The organism is Companilactobacillus kedongensis (genome assembly GCF_003946625.1).
GTDB lineage: Bacteria > Bacillota > Bacilli > Lactobacillales > Lactobacillaceae > Companilactobacillus > Companilactobacillus kedongensis.
The window spans coordinates 44,329-62,584 of record NZ_RHOR01000011.1 but is presented as its reverse complement, the minus strand read 5'-3'; the positions used below and the strand labels follow the sequence as shown (position 1 = coordinate 62,584).

Genomic DNA, 18,256 nt, shown 5'->3' with positions numbered 1-18,256 from the left:
TTTGGTTAAAAATTCTCCTAAAATTCAAGATATTTCTTTAGAGAAGATTATGGGAGATCGTTTTGAGAGATATTCTAAATCGATTATTCAAGAGCGAGCTTTACCAGATATTCGTGATGGATTAAAGCCCGTTCAGCGTAGAATTCTCTACTCAATGTATCTTGATGGAAATACTTATGATAAAGGTTTTAGAAAATCGGCCAAAGGTGTCGGTAATGTTATGGGTAATTTTCATCCGCACGGTGATTCATCAATTTATGAAGCCATGGTTCGATTGTCACAAGATTGGAAATTACGAGCACCTTTGATCGAGATGCACGGTAATAATGGTTCTATGGATGGTGATCCACCTGCCGCCATGCGTTATACAGAAGCTAGACTAAGTAAGATCTCAGCCGAAATGTTGCGTGATATTAACAAGGATACCGTCGACGAAGAATGGAATTTTGATGATACAGAAAAAGAACCTAAGGTTCTGCCAGCTAGATTTCCTAATCTACTAGTCAATGGTTCAACCGGTATCTCAGCCGGTTATGCTACGGAGATTCCGCCACATAATTTAGGTGAAGTTATCGATGCAACTATCAAGTTGATAGGTAATCCAGATGCTACTTTGGATGATTTGATGAAAATTGTTAAAGGTCCAGATTTTCCAACTGGCGGTATTTTACAAGGTGCTAAAGGTATTCGTGAAGCCTATGAAACAGGACGTGGCAAAGTATACTTGCGTTCTAAGACTTCAATTGAAAATTTGCGTGGTCATAAATCACAAATCGTAGTGACAGAGATTCCTTATGAAGTAAACAAGGCCGTGTTAGTTAAAAAAATTGACGAAGCTAGAGTTATGAAAAAGGTCGACGGTATTGCAGAAGTGCGTGACGAAAGTGACAGGCAAGGATTGTCAATTGTTATTGAGTTGAAGAGGGATGTCGATGGACAAGGGATCTTGAATTATTTGTTCAAGAATACTGACCTACAGATCTCATATAACTTCAATATGGTTGCTATCGCTGACATGCGTCCGCAACAAGTTGGCTTGGTTCAAATTCTAACTGAGTATGTTAAGCATCAACAGGAAGTTGTCTTAAGACGTAGTAAGTTTGATCTAGCTAAAGCTAAGAGCAGATTGCACATTGTTGAAGGTTTGATCAAGGCTTTATCCATTCTAGATAAAGTGATCAAAACAATTCGCGGCAGTAAGAATAAATCCGATGCCAAAAATAATTTGATCAAAGAATACCAATTCACTGAGAAACAAGCTGAAGCTATCGTATCGTTACAACTTTACCGTTTGACTAATACTGATGTGACAGAATTGGAAAAAGAAGATAAAGAGTTACATGCAACTATCGATTACTTGAATAGCATTATTAATGATCACGATACTTTAATGAATGTTATTAAAGATGAGTTGCTAGACGTTAAAAAGACTTATGCTGATAAGCGTCGTACTAAGATCGAGGCTAAAGTGGCTGAAATTGAAGTTGATACAAGTGTCCTAGTGGCCAATGAAACAGTCCGTTTGTTAGTTAGCCATGATGGATACGTCAAACGAAGCAGTCTGCGTTCATATCAAGCGTCAGATACTGATGATAATGGACTAAAAGACGAGGATTATCCAATTTTGGACCAAGAGGTAAGTACTTTAGATCACTTATTTATCTTTACCAACAAGGGTAATCTGATTTATCGTCAGATTTTTGAGCTGGATGACAGTCGTTGGAAGGACACAGGCTCTCATTTGTCACAAGAGATCGGTTTAGCGTCTGATGAAACAATCTTGAGAGCTTTTGTTTTTGATAAATTAGAACAACCAGGTAATTTCTTGATTGCTACGAGTGAGAATTATATTAAGCAAGTATCCTTTAAAGATCTCTTGCCTGGTAGAACATATAAGTCACGAGCAAGCTGTTTTGCAAAATTAAAAACAGATCAAGCGCGAGTATTGGATGTTTATTATGTGGATGACATTAGCCGAATCGTCTATGTATTTACAAAACGTTCATATGCCTGCTCATTTGAACTAGATGAAGTACCAGTTGTTGGTAATCGTGCCGTCGGAGTTAAATTTGTTAATTTAAAAGATGATGATGAATTGGCTGGATTCTTCTTAACAGATCCAAGTAATAAAGTCGCCATCTTGACTCAACGCGGTGCTTATAAGCAAATGAAGCTTTCAGAAATACCAATAACAAGTCGTGCCAAACGTGGTGTATTGACGTTACGTGAATTAAAACGTGAGCCACATAGAATTCAACTTGTAACAGATGTTGAGCCGGGTATTGGACTGTCTGTCGTGACTTCTGAAAATAAACTTATTTCGATAGATCAAAAGAATCATCCTATTTCTGACAGATATTCAAATGGATCGTTCATTATGGATCCGGCTAGTGATGGAATGCCTAGCCGTTTTGTCAAAGACGAAATTGAAAAATAATTTGTTATATAAACAATAAGTTAAACTTATATAGTATTATTAGTTTATATTAATAATTAGGAGGATTTCTGATTGCTGGATGAAAAGTCAAGAAGAGTTTTTAGTTCAAAAGCGTTGAACTACTTCGATGAATTAACAAAGAATATGAGCTATACAAAGACAGCTCAATCGCTAGGTATTACTCAACCTGCTTTGACACAACAGATCAAAAAAATTGAGCATGTTGTAGGTACACCATTGTTTTACAGCATGGGCAAGAAGATCTATCTAACGGATGCCGGATCATCACTACTTGAGGCAACACACGATATCTTTAATACGATCAATACAGTGACTGATACGATCCAACAAGAATCTTCTAGTACAACTGGAAAAATCAGTATTGGATTATTGGCGACTACTGAATCAGTCGTTATTGAAGACTTTATTGTTGAATATAAGAAAAATAACCCTGGTATTGAAATTGAATTGAATTCACTAACGAGAAAAGATATTTGGGAAAATATTCAAAATAATCGAATCGACTTAGCAATTATGTATTTACCTGATGAGAATATAAAAAATTGGAAGATATATAAATCTAAGAAGATCATCAGCGATAATATTATGCTGATACATAATAGTGACCGAATCAATAAAAAGGGTAAAGCAACATATAAAGATGCCGTAGAACGTCCCTGGGCAGCATATTTAGAGGACTATTATCTATCTAATCTGCTGACAGAACATTTTAGGGATGCTCTGGTTGATACTCCAAATGTTATTGCTAGATTCTCTTCACCATATCAATTGCTGAAATTTGCTCAAGAATCAGACAATATTTATACTGGGTTACCACTTAGTTTTTGTTTGGCTCATGAATCATTAATAAAACTTTATCAAACACCACTTGAACCAGCCATATCAAGTGAATTATCATTTGTATATCGAGAAGATAAAGAAAAGATTCCACGGATCAATGAATTCTTTGAAGAGTGGAGTAATTTCTTAGATAAAGTAGGTTATATCGAACGTCTGAAGTCTTCAAGATAAAATAGAAAAGGGGAAATTTTAAATGACTAAAGAAAAAGAATTAGTTTTTGGACACAAAAATCCTGATACAGATGCTGTTGTAGCAGCAATTTCATACTCATACTTACAAAATCAATTAGGTTTCAATACTGAAGCTGTTGCCTTGGGTGAACCTAATGAAGAAACAAAATATGTTTTTGACAAGTTTGATGCTAAATACCCTCGTGTTATTTCAGCTGCTAATGGTGAAGTTAAATCAGTTATGCTTGTTGACCACAATGAAAGACAACAAAGCTTAGATGATATTGAAGACCTAACAGTTACTCACGTTGTTGATCACCACAGAATTGCAAACTTTGATACAGCAAATCCTCTATTTTATCGTGCACAACCAGTTGGATGTACAAGTACTATTCTTTGGGAAATGTATGCCGAAGAAGATGTTGAAGTTCCTGCTAACTTAGCTGGCTTGATGGCTTCAGCTATCATTTCAGATACACTACTATTAAAATCACCTACAACAACTGATGAAGATAAGGCTGCTTTGAAGAGCTTATCTGAAACAGCAGGTATCGACTATGAATCATATGGTCTTGATATGTTGAAAGCTGGTACAAACCTTGACAGTAAGTCAACAAAAGAACTAATTGATATGGATGCTAAGAGTTTTGATATGAATGGTAAGAGTGTACGTATTGCTCAAGTAAATACTGTTGATATCGCTGATACATTGAAACGTGAAGCAGAATTTACTGCTGATATCAAAGCCGAGAATGAAAAAGAAGGCTATGATCTTTTCATTCTATTAATCACAAACATTCTTACAAGTGACACAACTGGCTTGGTATTAGGTAATGAAAACGCTGTCTCAGTTTTCGAAAAATCACTTGATACAAAAGTTGAAGATAACAAAGCTTCATTACCTGGCGTTGTATCACGTAAGAAGCAAGTTGTTCCTCCATTGAATGAAAACTTCTAAAACCGACTTTTACAAATTATTTTATGAAAAATAAATATACAAAAAATCACTAAAAATATTTGTGAATTTAGAGATTATTTTCTTGAAAACGTTATCTCGGGTATGTATAATACAATTATCGTCAAAAACTGCTGGATTTTTTCGAAATCTAGCAGTTTTTCTATTGGCGTTTTTATTTAAGAAAAAGGGAGTTTTTAAATGAATGCATTAAATATATTAATTGGTCTCGTACCAATGATCGGTTGGGGTTTATTTCCAGTCCTGACCGGTAAATTTGGTGGTAAGCCGATTAATCAAATTCTTGGAGCAACATATGGAACATTAATAATGGCCATTGTTGTAGCCGTCTTTAAGCAAACTCCTCTAATTGGGGGTAAAGAGTTTATATTTACCTTTATCTCTGGAGCCTGTTGGTCACTTGGACAGATTTTAGTCTTTTACGCCTTCACCGAGATGGGGGTTTCAAGAACAATGCCTATCTCAACTGGATTTCAGTTGATCGGTGCATCACTTTGGGGTGTTTTAGTCTTGGGTGAGTGGTCAAGGCCTAGTGCTAAAATAATCGGTTTTCTTTCAATTTTATTGATTATTGTAGGTGTGTATCTAACAACTTATGGTGAGAATAAAACTAAAGAGAATGGATCTAGTGCCGTTAAAGGTCTATTGCTAGTCTTGCTTGCTGAAGCAGGATATCTAGGATATTCAGCTTTCCCACAAGCAATTGATGTTGACGGATTCCAAGCATTTCTACCACAGGCATTAGGTATGGCAGTCGTTGCTACTATCTTTGCCTTAGCTACAAAGAGCAATCGAGATTCCAAACCATTTACCACAAAGAGTTCATATACTAATATTATTAGTGGTTTCTTCTTTGCTCTAGCTGCTTTAACATATTTAATTTCAGCTCGTCCTGATGTTAACGGACTAGCTACAGGATTTACCCTTTCTCAAATGAGCGTTATCATTGCCACTTTGGGCGGTATTTTCGTATTACATGAAAAGAAAACGAGGAAAGAAATGGTTGCAGTTCTATCAGGGTTAGCCTTGGTGGTCGTAGCCGGAATTATTACAGCCTTTATTAAATAAAAAAAGCCACATCAGAAAAAATTCTGGTGTGGTTTTTTATTTATCAGGGAATTGATGGAATTTATTGATATTTCAAATTTATACAAATTAATCTTAAAATTGGGAGGGATTTATCATTTAACAATCGAGGGGGGAAATTAAATGATATATATATTTAAGGAGTATTCAGTCAGATAAGAGATTCGTTTATCTCTATCTGACACTGTTAATATAGTACCATTACCCTCAGATGTAAAATAATATGTTTAAACAATTTAAAAATGTCTAATTGGTGGTGCTTGATAGCTTGATATAAAACTATCTATTTCGTCTAATGAGTTTGAAAATAGTAAAGCCTTCCGAGCGTATACATCTAAAAATCCATTCTCTGTCATTGTATCGAAAAACTTTTTCAGAGCATCATAATAGTGATCGACGTTGTAGAAGATGCAAGGATTATTGTTATCACCAATTCTAGACCAAGAATAAGCTTCAGATATTTCCTCTAAAGTTCCAGGTCCACCAGGTAAAGCGATACTGGCAATAGAATCTTTCAACATGAGTTTCTTTCTAGTATCCATTCCATCAACGATATCTAACTTAGACAGTTTCTCATGTGTTAAGTTTCGGCTGTTTAAAGTTTCAGTGATGATGCCGTGAACATAACCATTATCTTTTAAGACAGTATCAGCAATTACGCCCATTAAGCCAAAATGGCCGCCTCCGTAGGTTAATCCGTAGTCATTTTTCACTATCCAGTGACCCAAATCAATAGCACTCTGCTTGAAAATATCTTTGTTACCAGATGCGGCACCGCAGTATACGGCAATATTTTTCATTTAATCTTGCTCCTTATGTAAAGGAAAGTTAGTTTCGCGTTTTAAACGACGGTAATACAAAATTGATGCTGTATCCAATGCATCCAGTGCACGTTGTTGGTCTTCTGAGATATGCTTGGTACTTAAGGCAATCAAGATAAACGTCGTATAAAGTTTCTTTGGTGCCAAATCAAGGCTTAATTCCTCACTATCAGTTTTCAAATCTCTGTGTAAGGCAGGTACAGATAACAACGGTGAGTTAGCAGCTTTATTTCGACTCAAAAACAAATTGTCATTTTGCCAGTATGTTTTGTATGGATCAATAAATGCTTGGTATATATTTAGAAACTTCTTTTCAAACTGTGCAAAATCCAGCTGGTTGAATTCCTTATAAAAGTCTGGTGCCAAAGCTTCCTTGTAAGTGAAACCTTTAGATATGACAAGAATAAGTAAGCGTGTATAGACGCTGATTTCTTTATTAAGATATTTAGGCAGTTCTAAGAATATTTCCGTAGGGAAGTCAGACTGCTTAGGTACGGTAACACTATTGACGTATAGAGTCGGGATCTCGATTGACTTTTTGATGCCAAAAATATATTTGAAGTAAACATTTAGATTGCTGATGACTTTATTGATCGTGCTGGGGCTTAATTCCAGATTAGTCAGCATAAAATTCTTGAATTCACGGACGTCTAACTCGTGAACATCTTTAATATCTTCAGATATTTTATATTCTGAATTATGTTCGATCACAAAGGCAAAGAAATCGTTCAATGAATTGTTATATTCGATATTAGCACGTTTAGATATGTGTCTCGTTTTTAAATAGGCGTCAAAACCAGCCTTAAAAGGTATTTTAACCATAAATGTCTCCTTTCAAACTTTGGCGGAATTCACTCGGAGTGATCCCAACCTGTTTCTTAAAAAAGGTCATGAAATATGTGTCACTAGAAAAGCCACTGTCGATTGATATTTTATTAATTGGTAGTTCAGTTTCTCGTAGTAAGTTTTTAGCGTAATTTAATCTGAGATCACTTAAATAGGATAGAGGAGTCTGGTGAATGATATTTTTGAATGTTCTTTGCAAGTAATAGGGACTACCATGACAATCTTCAGCAATTGTATTGAGAGTTAGTTTTTTCTTAAAATTATGCTCAAGATACAGTCTTACCTGTGTGACCCATTCCTCATTGGATAACCTAATTCCAGTAGGATGGCATCTTTTGCATGGTCTAAATCCCATCGATTGTGCTTCTTGAATAGTTTTAAAAATAACGACATTTTCCCTATTGGGATTTTTTGAATTACAAGACGGCTTGCAAAATATTTTTGTGGTAGATACACCATAATAAAATTTTCCATCTAATTGACTATTATTATTTATGATTGCAGTCCATCTTTGATCAGTTAATAGATGTTTTTTCATAAAACCCTCAATTAAAAAGCAAGATTTTTAAGTGAATTATAGCATATAATATAGCCATTACAAAGTAGGTGTATAAGATGGCAAAAGAAATCTTCTATTCTAAAACAAAAATAAATAATAGAGATTATTTAATAGCATCCACAAATTTGGGCTTGGCCTTTGTAGGATGCCAAAATGGTAACATGAATGAACTGAATAGCTTTTTTAAGCATGACAAGCTAGGCTATAATGATGAACTTAATAAACAATATATAAAAGAACTAAGAGAATATCTTGAAGGAATAAGGACTACCTTTGATATGCAGTTAGATGTAAGTGGAACAGAATTTCAAAAGCAAGTCTGGGATCAATTGCGGGAAATACCTTACGGACGGCTAAGCAGCTATTCTGAAATTGCTAATAAAATCAATCGTCCTAAAGCCGTTAGGGCAGTGGGAACTGCTATTGGAAGAAATCCTGTATCGATCATTGTTCCATGTCACCGAGTTTTAGCTAAGAATGGGACATTAGGTGGATACCGTGGTGGGTTAGCCATGAAACAAGAGTTGTTGAATTTAGAAAAAGAGGTCAGTGAACATGTCACAGTATAAATTAGCTTTTTTTGATATAGATGGGACACTGGCAGCACATAATGATCCTAAAGTTAAATCAAGTATGGTTGAGAGAGTACCAGAATCGACTAGACTAGCTATAAAAAAGTTAAAAGAGACAGGTGTCGAACCAATAATAGCGACAGGCAGAAATCACGGTATGATAAGAGAACTATTACAGAGTTTGAATATCGGTAGCTTCATCGCCAATAATGGACGTTACGTGGTATATAAGAACCAAAAAATTGCCCATGATGTTTTTTCAAAAGATCACCTACAAGAAATTGTTAAATATTTTGAAAGTAAACATATAGACTATTGTTTTGAGACGATTGATCATTTGTACATTAATCAAAGTTCTCAATTTCTAGACGATGGTGCGATGGATCTGGATAAAATACCTGATGGCAAGATTCCAGATGAAGTTATACAAATGATAGTTCGTAGTAAAGATTCTTTTGACGTGCCAATAGACGGTATTCAAGCTGTTAAGGTTGCCCCGGGTGTTTTTGATGTTACTATGGAGAATTCAAATAAAGCAGTGGGGATAGATAGAATCCTTTCGGCCATGAAGATAAGAGCGGGAGAGACGCTTGCCTTTGGGGATGAAGAGAATGATATAGAAATGTTTGAAAAGGCAGGGTACACGATAGCTATGGGTAATGGAATACCTAAAATTAAGGAACTAGCTGATTATGTCACGACCGATGTGACTGATGATGGAATTTGGAATGCTTGTATTGCCCTGAAATTGTTTTAGAGTGAGAGTATTAGTGATATTCTAGTAATTGTAGTCTAAAAAATAGGGAGTTTTTAAGTTGAACGATCCACAGTCCATACTAAAATCAACCTTTGGTTATGATGATTTTCGCAATGGCCAAAGAGAAATAATTGATCGAGTATTAGCAGGTAAAAGATCATTAGGCATTATGCCAACCGGTGGTGGTAAATCAATTTGTTACCAGATCCCGGCAATAATGTTTTCAGGTCTAACATTGGTCATATCTCCATTGATCTCACTAATGAAGGATCAAGTGGATAGCTTAAATGAGTTGAATATTCCAGCAACGTTTATTAATAGTACTTTGGAATATCACGACTTAGAGGAAAGAATGCGTTACATTGAATCTGGAGCAGTTAAGTTGTTGTATGCTGCACCAGAAAAAATAGAGAATCCTGATTTTTATAGCTGGCTGACACAATTACCAATAGATTTGGTAGCAATCGATGAAGCTCATGTTTTGTCATCTTGGGGACATGATTTTCGTCCTAGTTATTTGAATATCATTAAACCTTTGAATGAATTACCAAGTAATCCTGCTTGGTTAGCTTTGACAGCTACTGCTACTGATCAAGTTCAAGAAGACTTGATGTCCATTTTGAATGTCAGTGACGATAATGTCATTAAAACTGGTTTTGCTAGAACTAATTTAGCACTTAAAGTTGAACGTGGCGTAGATAAATTTTCTTATGTATTAAATTATGTTAAATCACATGCCAATGAATCAGGAATTATTTATGCTGGCCGTCGAAAAGACGTTGATAAACTCTACGACTATTTAAAAGATAGAGGTGTCAATGTGGGGAAGTATCACGCTGGTTTAAGTGACGAAGAGCGTCATGATCAACAAGAAGCTTTCCTATTTGATAAGGTAGATGTGATTATTGCTACTAATGCTTTTGGTATGGGAATCAACAAAACTAACGTAAGATATGTGCTACATTTTACTATTCCTGGAACAATTGAAAACTATTATCAAGAAGTTGGTAGAGCAGGTCGTGACGGTCTTCCCGCTGAAGCAGTATTGTTGTATACCCCAGCTGATCTGCGGTTGCACATGTTCTTTATTGAACAGTCAGAGGCTGATGATGCCTATAAACAAAGTCTAAATGTCAAATTAAGAAAAATGAATCAGTATGCAAAAACTGAAAAATGTCTAATGCAGTTTATTTTGAACTATTTTGGAGAAAAAACCACTCAAGTTTGCGGTCATTGTTCAAATTGTCTAGATAATCGTGAGATCACCGATGTGACCAAAGATGCACAGAAAATTCTTAGTTGTATTGTCAGAATGAAGCAGAATTACGGTAAGAAAGTCATTTCCCGTGTTTTAGCTGGCAAAGACGATGTTGCTAACGACTGGCGGAAATTTGGTCAATTACCGACCTTTGGATTATTAAAGGATTGGACCTTAAAATCTATTAGTGAATTTATCGACTTTTTAGTAGCAAATGGATTTTTGCAGATGACTAATGGTACTTATCCTGTTTTAAAGCTCACTGAGAGTGGTGCTTCAGCGCTTAAGGGTCATATGGTAGTTGGTAGAAAGAATGTCATCATGCCTGAGAGCAGCGAATCGATTGTTTCTGATGGTAGTTTTGATGAGAGATTATTCGAACAACTTCGTAAACTACGTTTGCAAATCGCTCATGCACAGGATTTACCACCATTTGTTATCTTTTCAGATAAGTCGTTAAAGGATATGTCGCAACGTTTACCAAGTAACGATTCAGAATTTCTACAAGTTAACGGTGTTGGTAATGCTAAACTTGAACGTTATGGAACTAGATTTATGGAAGTTATTAATAACTATCAAAAAAATGAAGCAGAAGTATCGAAATCCTAACATAATAGTTGGGATTTTTTATTTTGTTATTTGGATTATATGATTAGAAGGCATAATTAAGATAAATGTTTTACGAAAACGTTTCTAAAAAACCAAAAACAAAAAAACTACTCCAAAATAAACTACTTACACATAGACTTTAGGTAAACTTGACGTCTCAGAGCTCGTCTCAAGCACGTATAGAATCAGTAAGATTTCCACGCAAGCAAATTACAATTTAAATATGAAATGAAATTACTGACTGAAGATTTAAGAAATATAATAAGACAAGAAAATCTTAAAGATCGGCAAATTTATGATAATAGTGAGATATCTATTTAAACTTAACGGAAAATCATTACTTCTTATAATACATATTATGTAACCTTAAACAATAATTTAGAAGTTTGTATTGAAATCGTTCGTACCCTGTTGGTTCTTTGTTCAGACATTTTATAAACTTTCTTTATTAAACTGCTAAAGCTAATAATTACGGCAATCAAATTACTATCTTTATTTAGTCGATTGATCGTCAGCAAATCGATTAAATAAAGTTCTTAGGACGATAATATAATTATCTTGTAACTATTTAAATCTATCAAAGCTCGACCTTATAAATTCAACATTTAGGTATCCTTTTAGGACAATTCTAAGACGTTTTAACGATGACGACTTCAACTAAGATATGAACTTGTGCTTAGAATTAACGTATGATATTACTATTTGCTAACGATAAAGTCTTTCGTTGTTGTGCTGGTCTGAACGGACAAAACTGTGTACACTACATAGGATTTAAAATAAGTCTGGCGTCTCAGAACTCATCTCAATCATAAAGCATAATTACTGCTTAGAAAGTTAGCATTGTAAAGCTGAATCAAAAATTGTTAAGCCTTATCAGATACTAAAAACCTTAAATAAACTGGCTGGTTGATTATCATTACTTTAATTTGATGAAAAAAAAATATGTATGTAAAATTGTATTTTAAGTCTTCATAAACGCTGTTATAGCACCATTTATAACTTTTTAATTGGACATTTTTAGTAATTATGAGTAACCATCAAGATATTCTATATAATTACTTAAAAGCCTTGATATGATTGATTTCTCAATAGCTATACTATTTATATATTTTATGATCTCTTGGGTGTCTAGTGTTCCTCTTTATTATGTACTTTCATTAAAACAAATATTTTAAAGAGAGTAGTGAGCTAAAAATAGCTAGGGGACTTGCTTATTTTTACGTTCACCAGTATCATAAACATTATAAGAACATACGTTTGGAGAATACTTCTATGGAAAAACAACATTACCTAAAATTAATCAAAGAAGAACTTTCCAGTTCACCTTGGTACGTTAAAGAATACTATCAAGCAAAATCAACCATTCCCCTGTCACCAGCTACATTATATCAATATCTTACGGAATTTAGACGGTTCTTTAATTGGTTGATCAGTGAAAACATCGTGTCAGTAGCTCGACCTGCTGACATTGATATTCAAGTATTAGCAAAATTAAAAAAGGAAACTGTTGAATTGTACAAGTCTGCCCTACTTAATCAAACAAAATTGACCGGTGCATCAGGCAGTCGGACGCATCCAACAATTAATCGCTCATTGAATGCCCTCTCGTCATTATTTAAATATCTAACTGAAGATACTGAAGATGATAACGGTGAGGCCTACTTTTACCGAAATGTTATGCATAAGATCTCCTTGGTTAGAACTAGTGAGACTTATGCAACGAGAGCTGCCAATTTAAAAACTAAATTAATGTTAGGCAATACTGACCATGATTATCTTGAATTTATTGATAACAAATACGAATCTAGTCTTTCTCCTGTTCAGAAACGTTACTTTTATCGTGACAAAAAACGGGATCTAGCAATTAATGCATTATTATTGGGTAGTGGACTTCGAGTATCTGAAGCAGCGAATGCCGATCTTCGTAACCTTAATCTGAAGACTGGAACAATTGGAGTTGTTCGTAAAGGTGGCCAGCGCGATACTGTTCCAATTGCACCATGGACGTTACCATACATTCAAAATTATATTAACAGTCGTAAAGAAATGTATCATGCTACTAACGATGATCGTGCCCTTTTCCTAAGTGCTTATCGGGGAAAAGCATCACGTATGCAAGCTAATTCGATAGAAAAAATGGTTGCTAAGTATTCTACGGTATTTAAGGTTCGCGTCACACCACATAAATTGCGTCATACGTTAGCATCCAAATTGTATCTGGCTACTAAGAATGAGCAATTAGTAGCTACTCAACTTGGTCAAAATTCTACTAGTGCTACTGGTTTGTACACTCATATTATTGATGAAGAACAGCGTCAAGGATTGGATAAGATGTAGTTTAATGAGTAAAGAATTTTTGTTGATTTTGGCTTAAAATAAGTGGCACCCCTGTCTCACAGTACGGGGGTGCCACTTCACTCATTTTAGTGGTGCTCTCGTTTATAACTCTAATTGGACCCCAGGCAATTATCCCGACACTAATCCAGTCAATAATGCATTATACAGCTCTAACATCTGCATTGGTTTTATTACCCGGAGCGCTTGCCAGTGGTTTAACTTCATTGATTGCTGGTCACCTCTACGATCATGTTGGTGGAAAAATCTTAGGAATAATTGGCAGTTTGGTAGTTTCAGTCTCGATGGTACCATTTCTATTTTTGAATGTTCATAGCTCACTGATTATGATGGCAACATGTCTAATATTCAAAATGATAGGTAATTCTCTTGTCATGACGCCACTAACAACTGAGGCACTGAATGTACTACCAGATAAGCTGCTTAAGCATGGGAGTGCTATGTTGAACACATTACGGCAAGTAGGTGGCTCCATTGGCACAGGACTACTGTTGGCAGTTCAGTCATTTTTTAGCACACATTCAGCGTTTATTGGTGCCCGTGCATTTTTCATTGGGATCATTGTAATCGGTCTAGTTAGATTTTTACTTGCTCTAGCGTTAAGGCCAATCGCCCAGACGAATAATTAGTTTATTCTGTATACTGCTATTTCATTTTAATAATGAATAGCAGTTTTTTTATAAAAATAGTCTGCCCCCTTTATTAGATACTGAGAACAAACTATTAGTTTTACATAATATTATTATGGATAAAATAATATCTTAAAAGGCTTAAGTACTCATTCATTTATTGACTCACCAAAATTTAGCATGGCTAGTTTATTGATTGTTGTTTTTGTTTTTTGAATTGTAGTTTTCGTAAAACAAATATTATTAAATCAATAAAAAAGATACTTGCTAAAAGCAAATATCTTTAAAGAACTGTTTAATATGATAAGTCTGTTGCTCTTAACCAAGCATTTGTACCAACACGATACATCTTTGCTCCTGTAGTTAAGTTAGTTGATCTACGATCTGTTAGCCAACCTGAACCTGCTGCTAGATATTGCCCTGTTGGGTTACCATAATCGTCATAAATCTGAGCGTTAGTATTAGTTGTTACTGTTGTACCAGCCAGGAATGTTGCCCATGGCAATACATCATCTGCCAAAACAAAACCATTAGTAGATACGTGGAAATAGATATTATTATTAATAATTGCGATTATATCAGAAGCCCAATCAGTATGTGGTTGTAAAGCTATACTGTCATATTTATTACCATCTCTGTCATAAACACTAGTATAGTTGCCTTTAGTAGTTACACCACCACGTAAATCCACAATAGTATAATTATCTTTTGAAACGTAATCTTGGTTTTGACTTTGACGTTCAGCATCTGCTAAATCATAAGTTGAAACGTTAGCAAAGTCATTGTTGTTAGTCAAATAATAGTTGTACATGTCATTAGAATCATACTTGTCATTTGCTGCTTGGTCATTACCAATTTCTTGTGAGAAGTAAACCATACCGTTTGCTACAGTTACACCAATACCGATATAGTTAACATATGGATTTAACATATTCTTACGGTGACCATAATTTGGTTCTGGATCGTATTTTTCAACATAAAATTCTTTAGTAATTTTTTGAGCAATTGTTGTTGGGTCTGTTGTTCCTAAAACTGAGAAAGGAGTTTGAGCGATGTTCTCCTCTGCGCTTTGGTTATAAGGATACATATTTGCTGAGTCCCAGCCAGCGTGATCATCAACACCACTATTAATAAAACTATCAGTTCTGGTTTGCGCATATGAATTCAATACATCAACAGAAGTTAAGGGGCTTAATCCGTTTTGAGAACGTAAGCGATTGACCTCAGTCAACATTGCATCTTTAACAGCACTTACGTCGATATCATTAAAAGTTGATTGAGTAACGGCAGATTGATTTTTACTTGCATTTGAATCACTAGATCCGTTATTGGTGGTTGTTTGATCAGAGTTAGTATTGGCATTAACCTGACCATTCCCATTATCTGTATTGTTTGTTGCTGTAGAAACCGTTGTATCGGAAGCAGTTGTTGGATCAGCAAATGCAGTTGTGCTAAACGAAGTTGATAGTAGCACCCCTGAAGCTAATAAAACAGCTATCTTTTTAGTTTTTGAAAACATAATAATCCCCTTTCCTGATAGGAAAATAAACGATATATAAATAATATCTATAAACTACATTTTAATGTAAATAGACAAAATAAAAAAGCCTAATCGGGCTTTAAAATTAATTACTTTATGATTTATCAAAATCTCTGATCCAAGCAATAGCTAAAGCGTCTTTCCCTAAGTGTGCACCAATAACTGGGCCAAAATATGATCTGTCCAGTGTTAATTCTGGATGACGCTCTTTAAGGTGTTTGGCCCAAATATCTCCTGATTCTTTATCGTCAGCATCAATTACTAACAATCTTAATAGATATTGTGAGTTTCCAATGGCTTTTTCTAGCTTTTCTTCAGCTTTTAGTTTAGCCTTTTTAATTGAACGTACTTTATCGTATGCGACAATTTTATGGCTTTCATCATCAAATTCCAAAAGTGGTTTTATGTTTAACATTGTACCGATTACGGCGGATGTATTTGATAGACGACCACCCTTAACTAGGTTCTTAAGATCATTAACTACAAATGATTCTCCAATTGAATCTCTAAGAGTATTCAGTCTTTGAATGATTTCATCTACTGACTTGTCTTCTTGAGCCATCTTAGCAGCTTCTTGAACCATATATCCCATTAGTCTAACTGTGATCCATGAGTCATAGGGAACTACTTTAATGTTCTTAATTGAAGATGCAGCACTCTTTAAATTATTAATGAAGCCTGAAATGGTGCTTGCTAAATGAATAGAAATTACGGTATCATAACCTTCTTTGGCTAGTTTATCGTAAATATTCATCATTTCACCAATTGAAGGTTGTGCTGTAGACGGTAACTCTTTTGAATTTTGCAAGAGTTCATAGAACTCTGAAGTGGTTATATCAATATCCTCACGATATGTCTGACTATCGAAAACTACCTCGATCGGAACTACTGTTATATGATACTTATCGACAATATCTTGCGGTAAGTACGATGTACTATCTGTAACGATGGCTATTTTCATAAAATTATCAATTCCTTGTTTTACTTACGTATAATGATTGTATGACCATTAGATTATATCATATTACTTTTGCTATTTTTTTACCACTCGGCAAAAAGCAAAATTTGTTTTTTTATTATTTTTTATAAGAAAGGATTACCTTAAATATGTCATTTGACGGAATGTTTACCCATTCGATGGTAAACGAATTAAACCAAAACTTAACCGGCGGTCGAATTGCAAAAATTCAACAACCGTTTGCAAATGAGTTGATTCTTACAATTAGAAGCAATCGAAAGAATCAGCAATTGCTTCTGTCAGCTCATCCTAGCTATGCTCGTGTTCAAATTACGAAACAACCATTTGAAAATCCTGCCAAACCGGCTACATTTGTAATGTCACTAAGAAAGTATATCACTAGTGCTATTGTTCAAGGATTTCATCAGTTAAATAATGATCGTATCGTGATGATCGAGCTCAGTGCTAAAAATGAACTTGGTGATATTCATGAATATACCTTAATAACTGAAATCATGAGCCGCCATAGCAATATCTTTTTAATAAATAAAGAAACTGGTAAAATCATCGACTTGATCAAACGTGTTTCACCCGAAAATAATAGTTTTCGTGGATTATTGCCAAACGATGATTACAAATTACCACCAAAACAAGACAAAATAAATCCTTTTACGGCTTCACAAGATGATTTTAATGGTCTTGAATCAGCTGGAGATATTCGTCAAAAGTTTGAAGGTATCGGTCTTGATACTTCAGATGAAATATTCGCAGATATTGATAATGCACAAAAATTCATCCAAAGTTACGACTCCCCTGCCCCTAATGCAGCGCACGTAATCAAGAATAATAAACTGGGATTCTTCCCTATTTTATTCAGCAAGACGACTAAAGATCCCGTTTCATATGAAAGCTTAAGTGATCTACTGGATAATTATTATCTTGATCGTGCACGTGTTGACCGTATTGAGCAACAAACTAAGAGTATCACTCACCGTTTGAGTATTATCCTTAAAAAGGATAAGTCAAAAGTTAAGAAACTTAATAAGCAGCTTGATCAAACTAAGATCATGGATGAATATAATTTATATGGTGAACTTTTAACAACGTATATGTCCAAGATCGAGCGTGGCTCAAAGTCAATCACTTTGACAAATTACTATAATAATGAAGAAGTTAAAATCAAGTTGAACCCTGAGTACTCTCCTTCTGACAACGCTCAAAGTTATTATAAGAAATATCGTAAACTACAAAATTCAATTCCACACATCAAAGAGCAGTTAGAAATTACTACTAATGAAATCAATTATCTTGAATCGGTTTTAGCATCCCTAGAATATGTTGATATTGAGGACGTTGATGGCATTATCGAAGAATTGATCGAATCAGGCTATATTAAAAAGAAGCTTAAGAATGGTCGTAAGAAGCGTAAAAAGACTGTTGGCGAGAAATTTATGACTACTAACGGTATTGAGATGGTTGTCGGTAAGAATAACATTGAAAATGATAAATTGACGATGAAACTGGCACAAAAAAATCACTACTGGCTACACGTCAAAGATATCCCTGGTTCACATGTCATCTTAAAAGATAGTGATCCCGACGAGAGTTCAATCGTTGAAGCAGCTCAAATTGCAGCTTACTACTCAAAGGCTCGTGATTCTAATAAGGTCCCTGTTGACTATGTACAAGTTAGAAACATCAGAAAGCCTAATGGAGCAAAACCTGGGTTCGTTATCTTTGAAGGCCAAAAAACCATCTTAGTTGATCCAGACAGAAAATTAGTGAGCAAATTAAAAGAAGGCTAAAATTAGCCTTCTTTTT

Annotated in this window: 15 protein-coding genes; 10 read left to right on the top strand and 5 right to left on the bottom strand. The window is 34.8% G+C overall.

The genetic code is table 11. The annotated features are described in order from the left end of the window. Window position 1 precedes the first annotated feature (1 nt). The 4 genes from parC (at window position 2) to rbsU (ending at window position 5,513) form a co-directional block, all read left to right on the top strand. Window positions 2-2,437 carry a DNA topoisomerase IV subunit A gene (gene parC / locus EKM60_RS07530; RefSeq protein ID WP_125714060.1) on the top strand — a complete coding sequence of 812 codons (2,436 nt, stop codon included), beginning with the start codon at window positions 2-4 and terminating at the stop codon, window positions 2,435-2,437. Between the two features lie 72 nt (window positions 2,438-2,509). Further along, window positions 2,510-3,469 (top strand): LysR family transcriptional regulator, encoded by a 960-nt coding sequence (locus EKM60_RS07525; protein WP_125714058.1) that lies wholly within the window; start codon window positions 2,510-2,512, stop codon window positions 3,467-3,469. Window positions 3,470-3,491: 22 nt separating this feature from the next. Then, window positions 3,492-4,427: a manganese-dependent inorganic pyrophosphatase gene (locus tag EKM60_RS07520; protein ID WP_125714056.1), complete on the top strand. Its 936-nt coding sequence runs from the start codon at window positions 3,492-3,494 to the stop codon at window positions 4,425-4,427. Between the two features lie 198 nt (window positions 4,428-4,625). Beyond that, window positions 4,626-5,513 (top strand): ribose/proton symporter RbsU, encoded by an 888-nt coding sequence (gene rbsU, locus EKM60_RS07515; protein ID WP_125714054.1) that lies wholly within the window; start codon window positions 4,626-4,628, stop codon window positions 5,511-5,513. A gap of 254 nt (window positions 5,514-5,767) precedes the next feature. Here rbsU and EKM60_RS07510 read toward each other — a convergent pair whose 3' ends face one another. From EKM60_RS07510 to EKM60_RS07500, 3 genes are read right to left on the bottom strand one after another with little or no spacing between them, the layout of a single operon-like run. Further along, window positions 5,768-6,331 carry an LOG family protein gene (locus EKM60_RS07510; RefSeq protein WP_125714052.1) on the bottom strand — a complete coding sequence of 188 codons (564 nt, stop codon included), beginning with the start codon at window positions 6,329-6,331 and terminating at the stop codon, window positions 5,768-5,770. Then, entirely contained in the window at window positions 6,332-7,174 is an 843-nt protein-coding gene (locus EKM60_RS07505; RefSeq protein ID WP_125714050.1) for a phage integrase N-terminal SAM-like domain-containing protein, read from the bottom strand. Continuing rightward, entirely contained in the window at window positions 7,167-7,736 is a 570-nt protein-coding gene (locus EKM60_RS07500) for a bifunctional transcriptional activator/DNA repair enzyme AdaA (protein WP_125714048.1), read from the bottom strand. Before EKM60_RS07500 ends, EKM60_RS07505 begins: the two co-directional genes overlap by 8 nt. A gap of 77 nt (window positions 7,737-7,813) precedes the next feature. Between EKM60_RS07500 and EKM60_RS07495 the strand changes: the two genes are divergently transcribed. From EKM60_RS07495 to EKM60_RS07475, 5 genes are all read left to right on the top strand, one after another. After that, window positions 7,814-8,326: a methylated-DNA--[protein]-cysteine S-methyltransferase gene (locus EKM60_RS07495; RefSeq protein ID WP_125714046.1), complete on the top strand. Its 513-nt coding sequence runs from the start codon at window positions 7,814-7,816 to the stop codon at window positions 8,324-8,326. Next, on the top strand, window positions 8,313-9,086 hold the full coding sequence (locus tag EKM60_RS07490) for an HAD family hydrolase (RefSeq protein WP_125714044.1): 774 nt from the start codon (window positions 8,313-8,315) through the stop codon (window positions 9,084-9,086). Before EKM60_RS07495 ends, EKM60_RS07490 begins: the two co-directional genes overlap by 14 nt. A gap of 58 nt (window positions 9,087-9,144) precedes the next feature. Next, window positions 9,145-10,953 (top strand): DNA helicase RecQ, encoded by a 1,809-nt coding sequence (recQ, locus tag EKM60_RS07485; protein WP_125714042.1) that lies wholly within the window; start codon window positions 9,145-9,147, stop codon window positions 10,951-10,953. A gap of 1,272 nt (window positions 10,954-12,225) precedes the next feature. Beyond that, complete coding sequence (gene xerS, locus EKM60_RS07480) at window positions 12,226-13,290, top strand: tyrosine recombinase XerS (RefSeq protein WP_125714040.1); 1,065 nt, start codon at window positions 12,226-12,228, stop codon at window positions 13,288-13,290. Window positions 13,291-13,379: 89 nt separating this feature from the next. Next, window positions 13,380-13,937 carry an MFS transporter gene (locus tag EKM60_RS07475; protein ID WP_164508360.1) on the top strand — a complete coding sequence of 186 codons (558 nt, stop codon included), beginning with the start codon at window positions 13,380-13,382 and terminating at the stop codon, window positions 13,935-13,937. Between the two features lie 295 nt (window positions 13,938-14,232). On the opposite strand, the gene EKM60_RS07470 is transcribed toward EKM60_RS07475, so the two are convergent. Both EKM60_RS07470 and EKM60_RS07465 read right to left on the bottom strand, forming a co-directional pair. Further along, window positions 14,233-15,456: a CAP domain-containing protein gene (locus EKM60_RS07470; protein WP_125714035.1), complete on the bottom strand. Its 1,224-nt coding sequence runs from the start codon at window positions 15,454-15,456 to the stop codon at window positions 14,233-14,235. Between the two features lie 115 nt (window positions 15,457-15,571). Then, on the bottom strand, window positions 15,572-16,438 hold the full coding sequence (locus EKM60_RS07465) for a DegV family protein (RefSeq protein WP_125714034.1): 867 nt from the start codon (window positions 16,436-16,438) through the stop codon (window positions 15,572-15,574). 146 nt (window positions 16,439-16,584) lie between these two features. On the opposite strand from EKM60_RS07465, the gene EKM60_RS07460 reads away from it, so the two are divergent. After that, the gene (locus EKM60_RS07460) at window positions 16,585-18,240 is read left to right on the top strand and encodes an Rqc2 family fibronectin-binding protein (protein ID WP_125714031.1); all 1,656 of its coding nucleotides are present in this window, start codon (window positions 16,585-16,587) and stop codon (window positions 18,238-18,240) included. The last annotated feature ends 16 nt before the right edge of the window (window positions 18,241-18,256 follow it).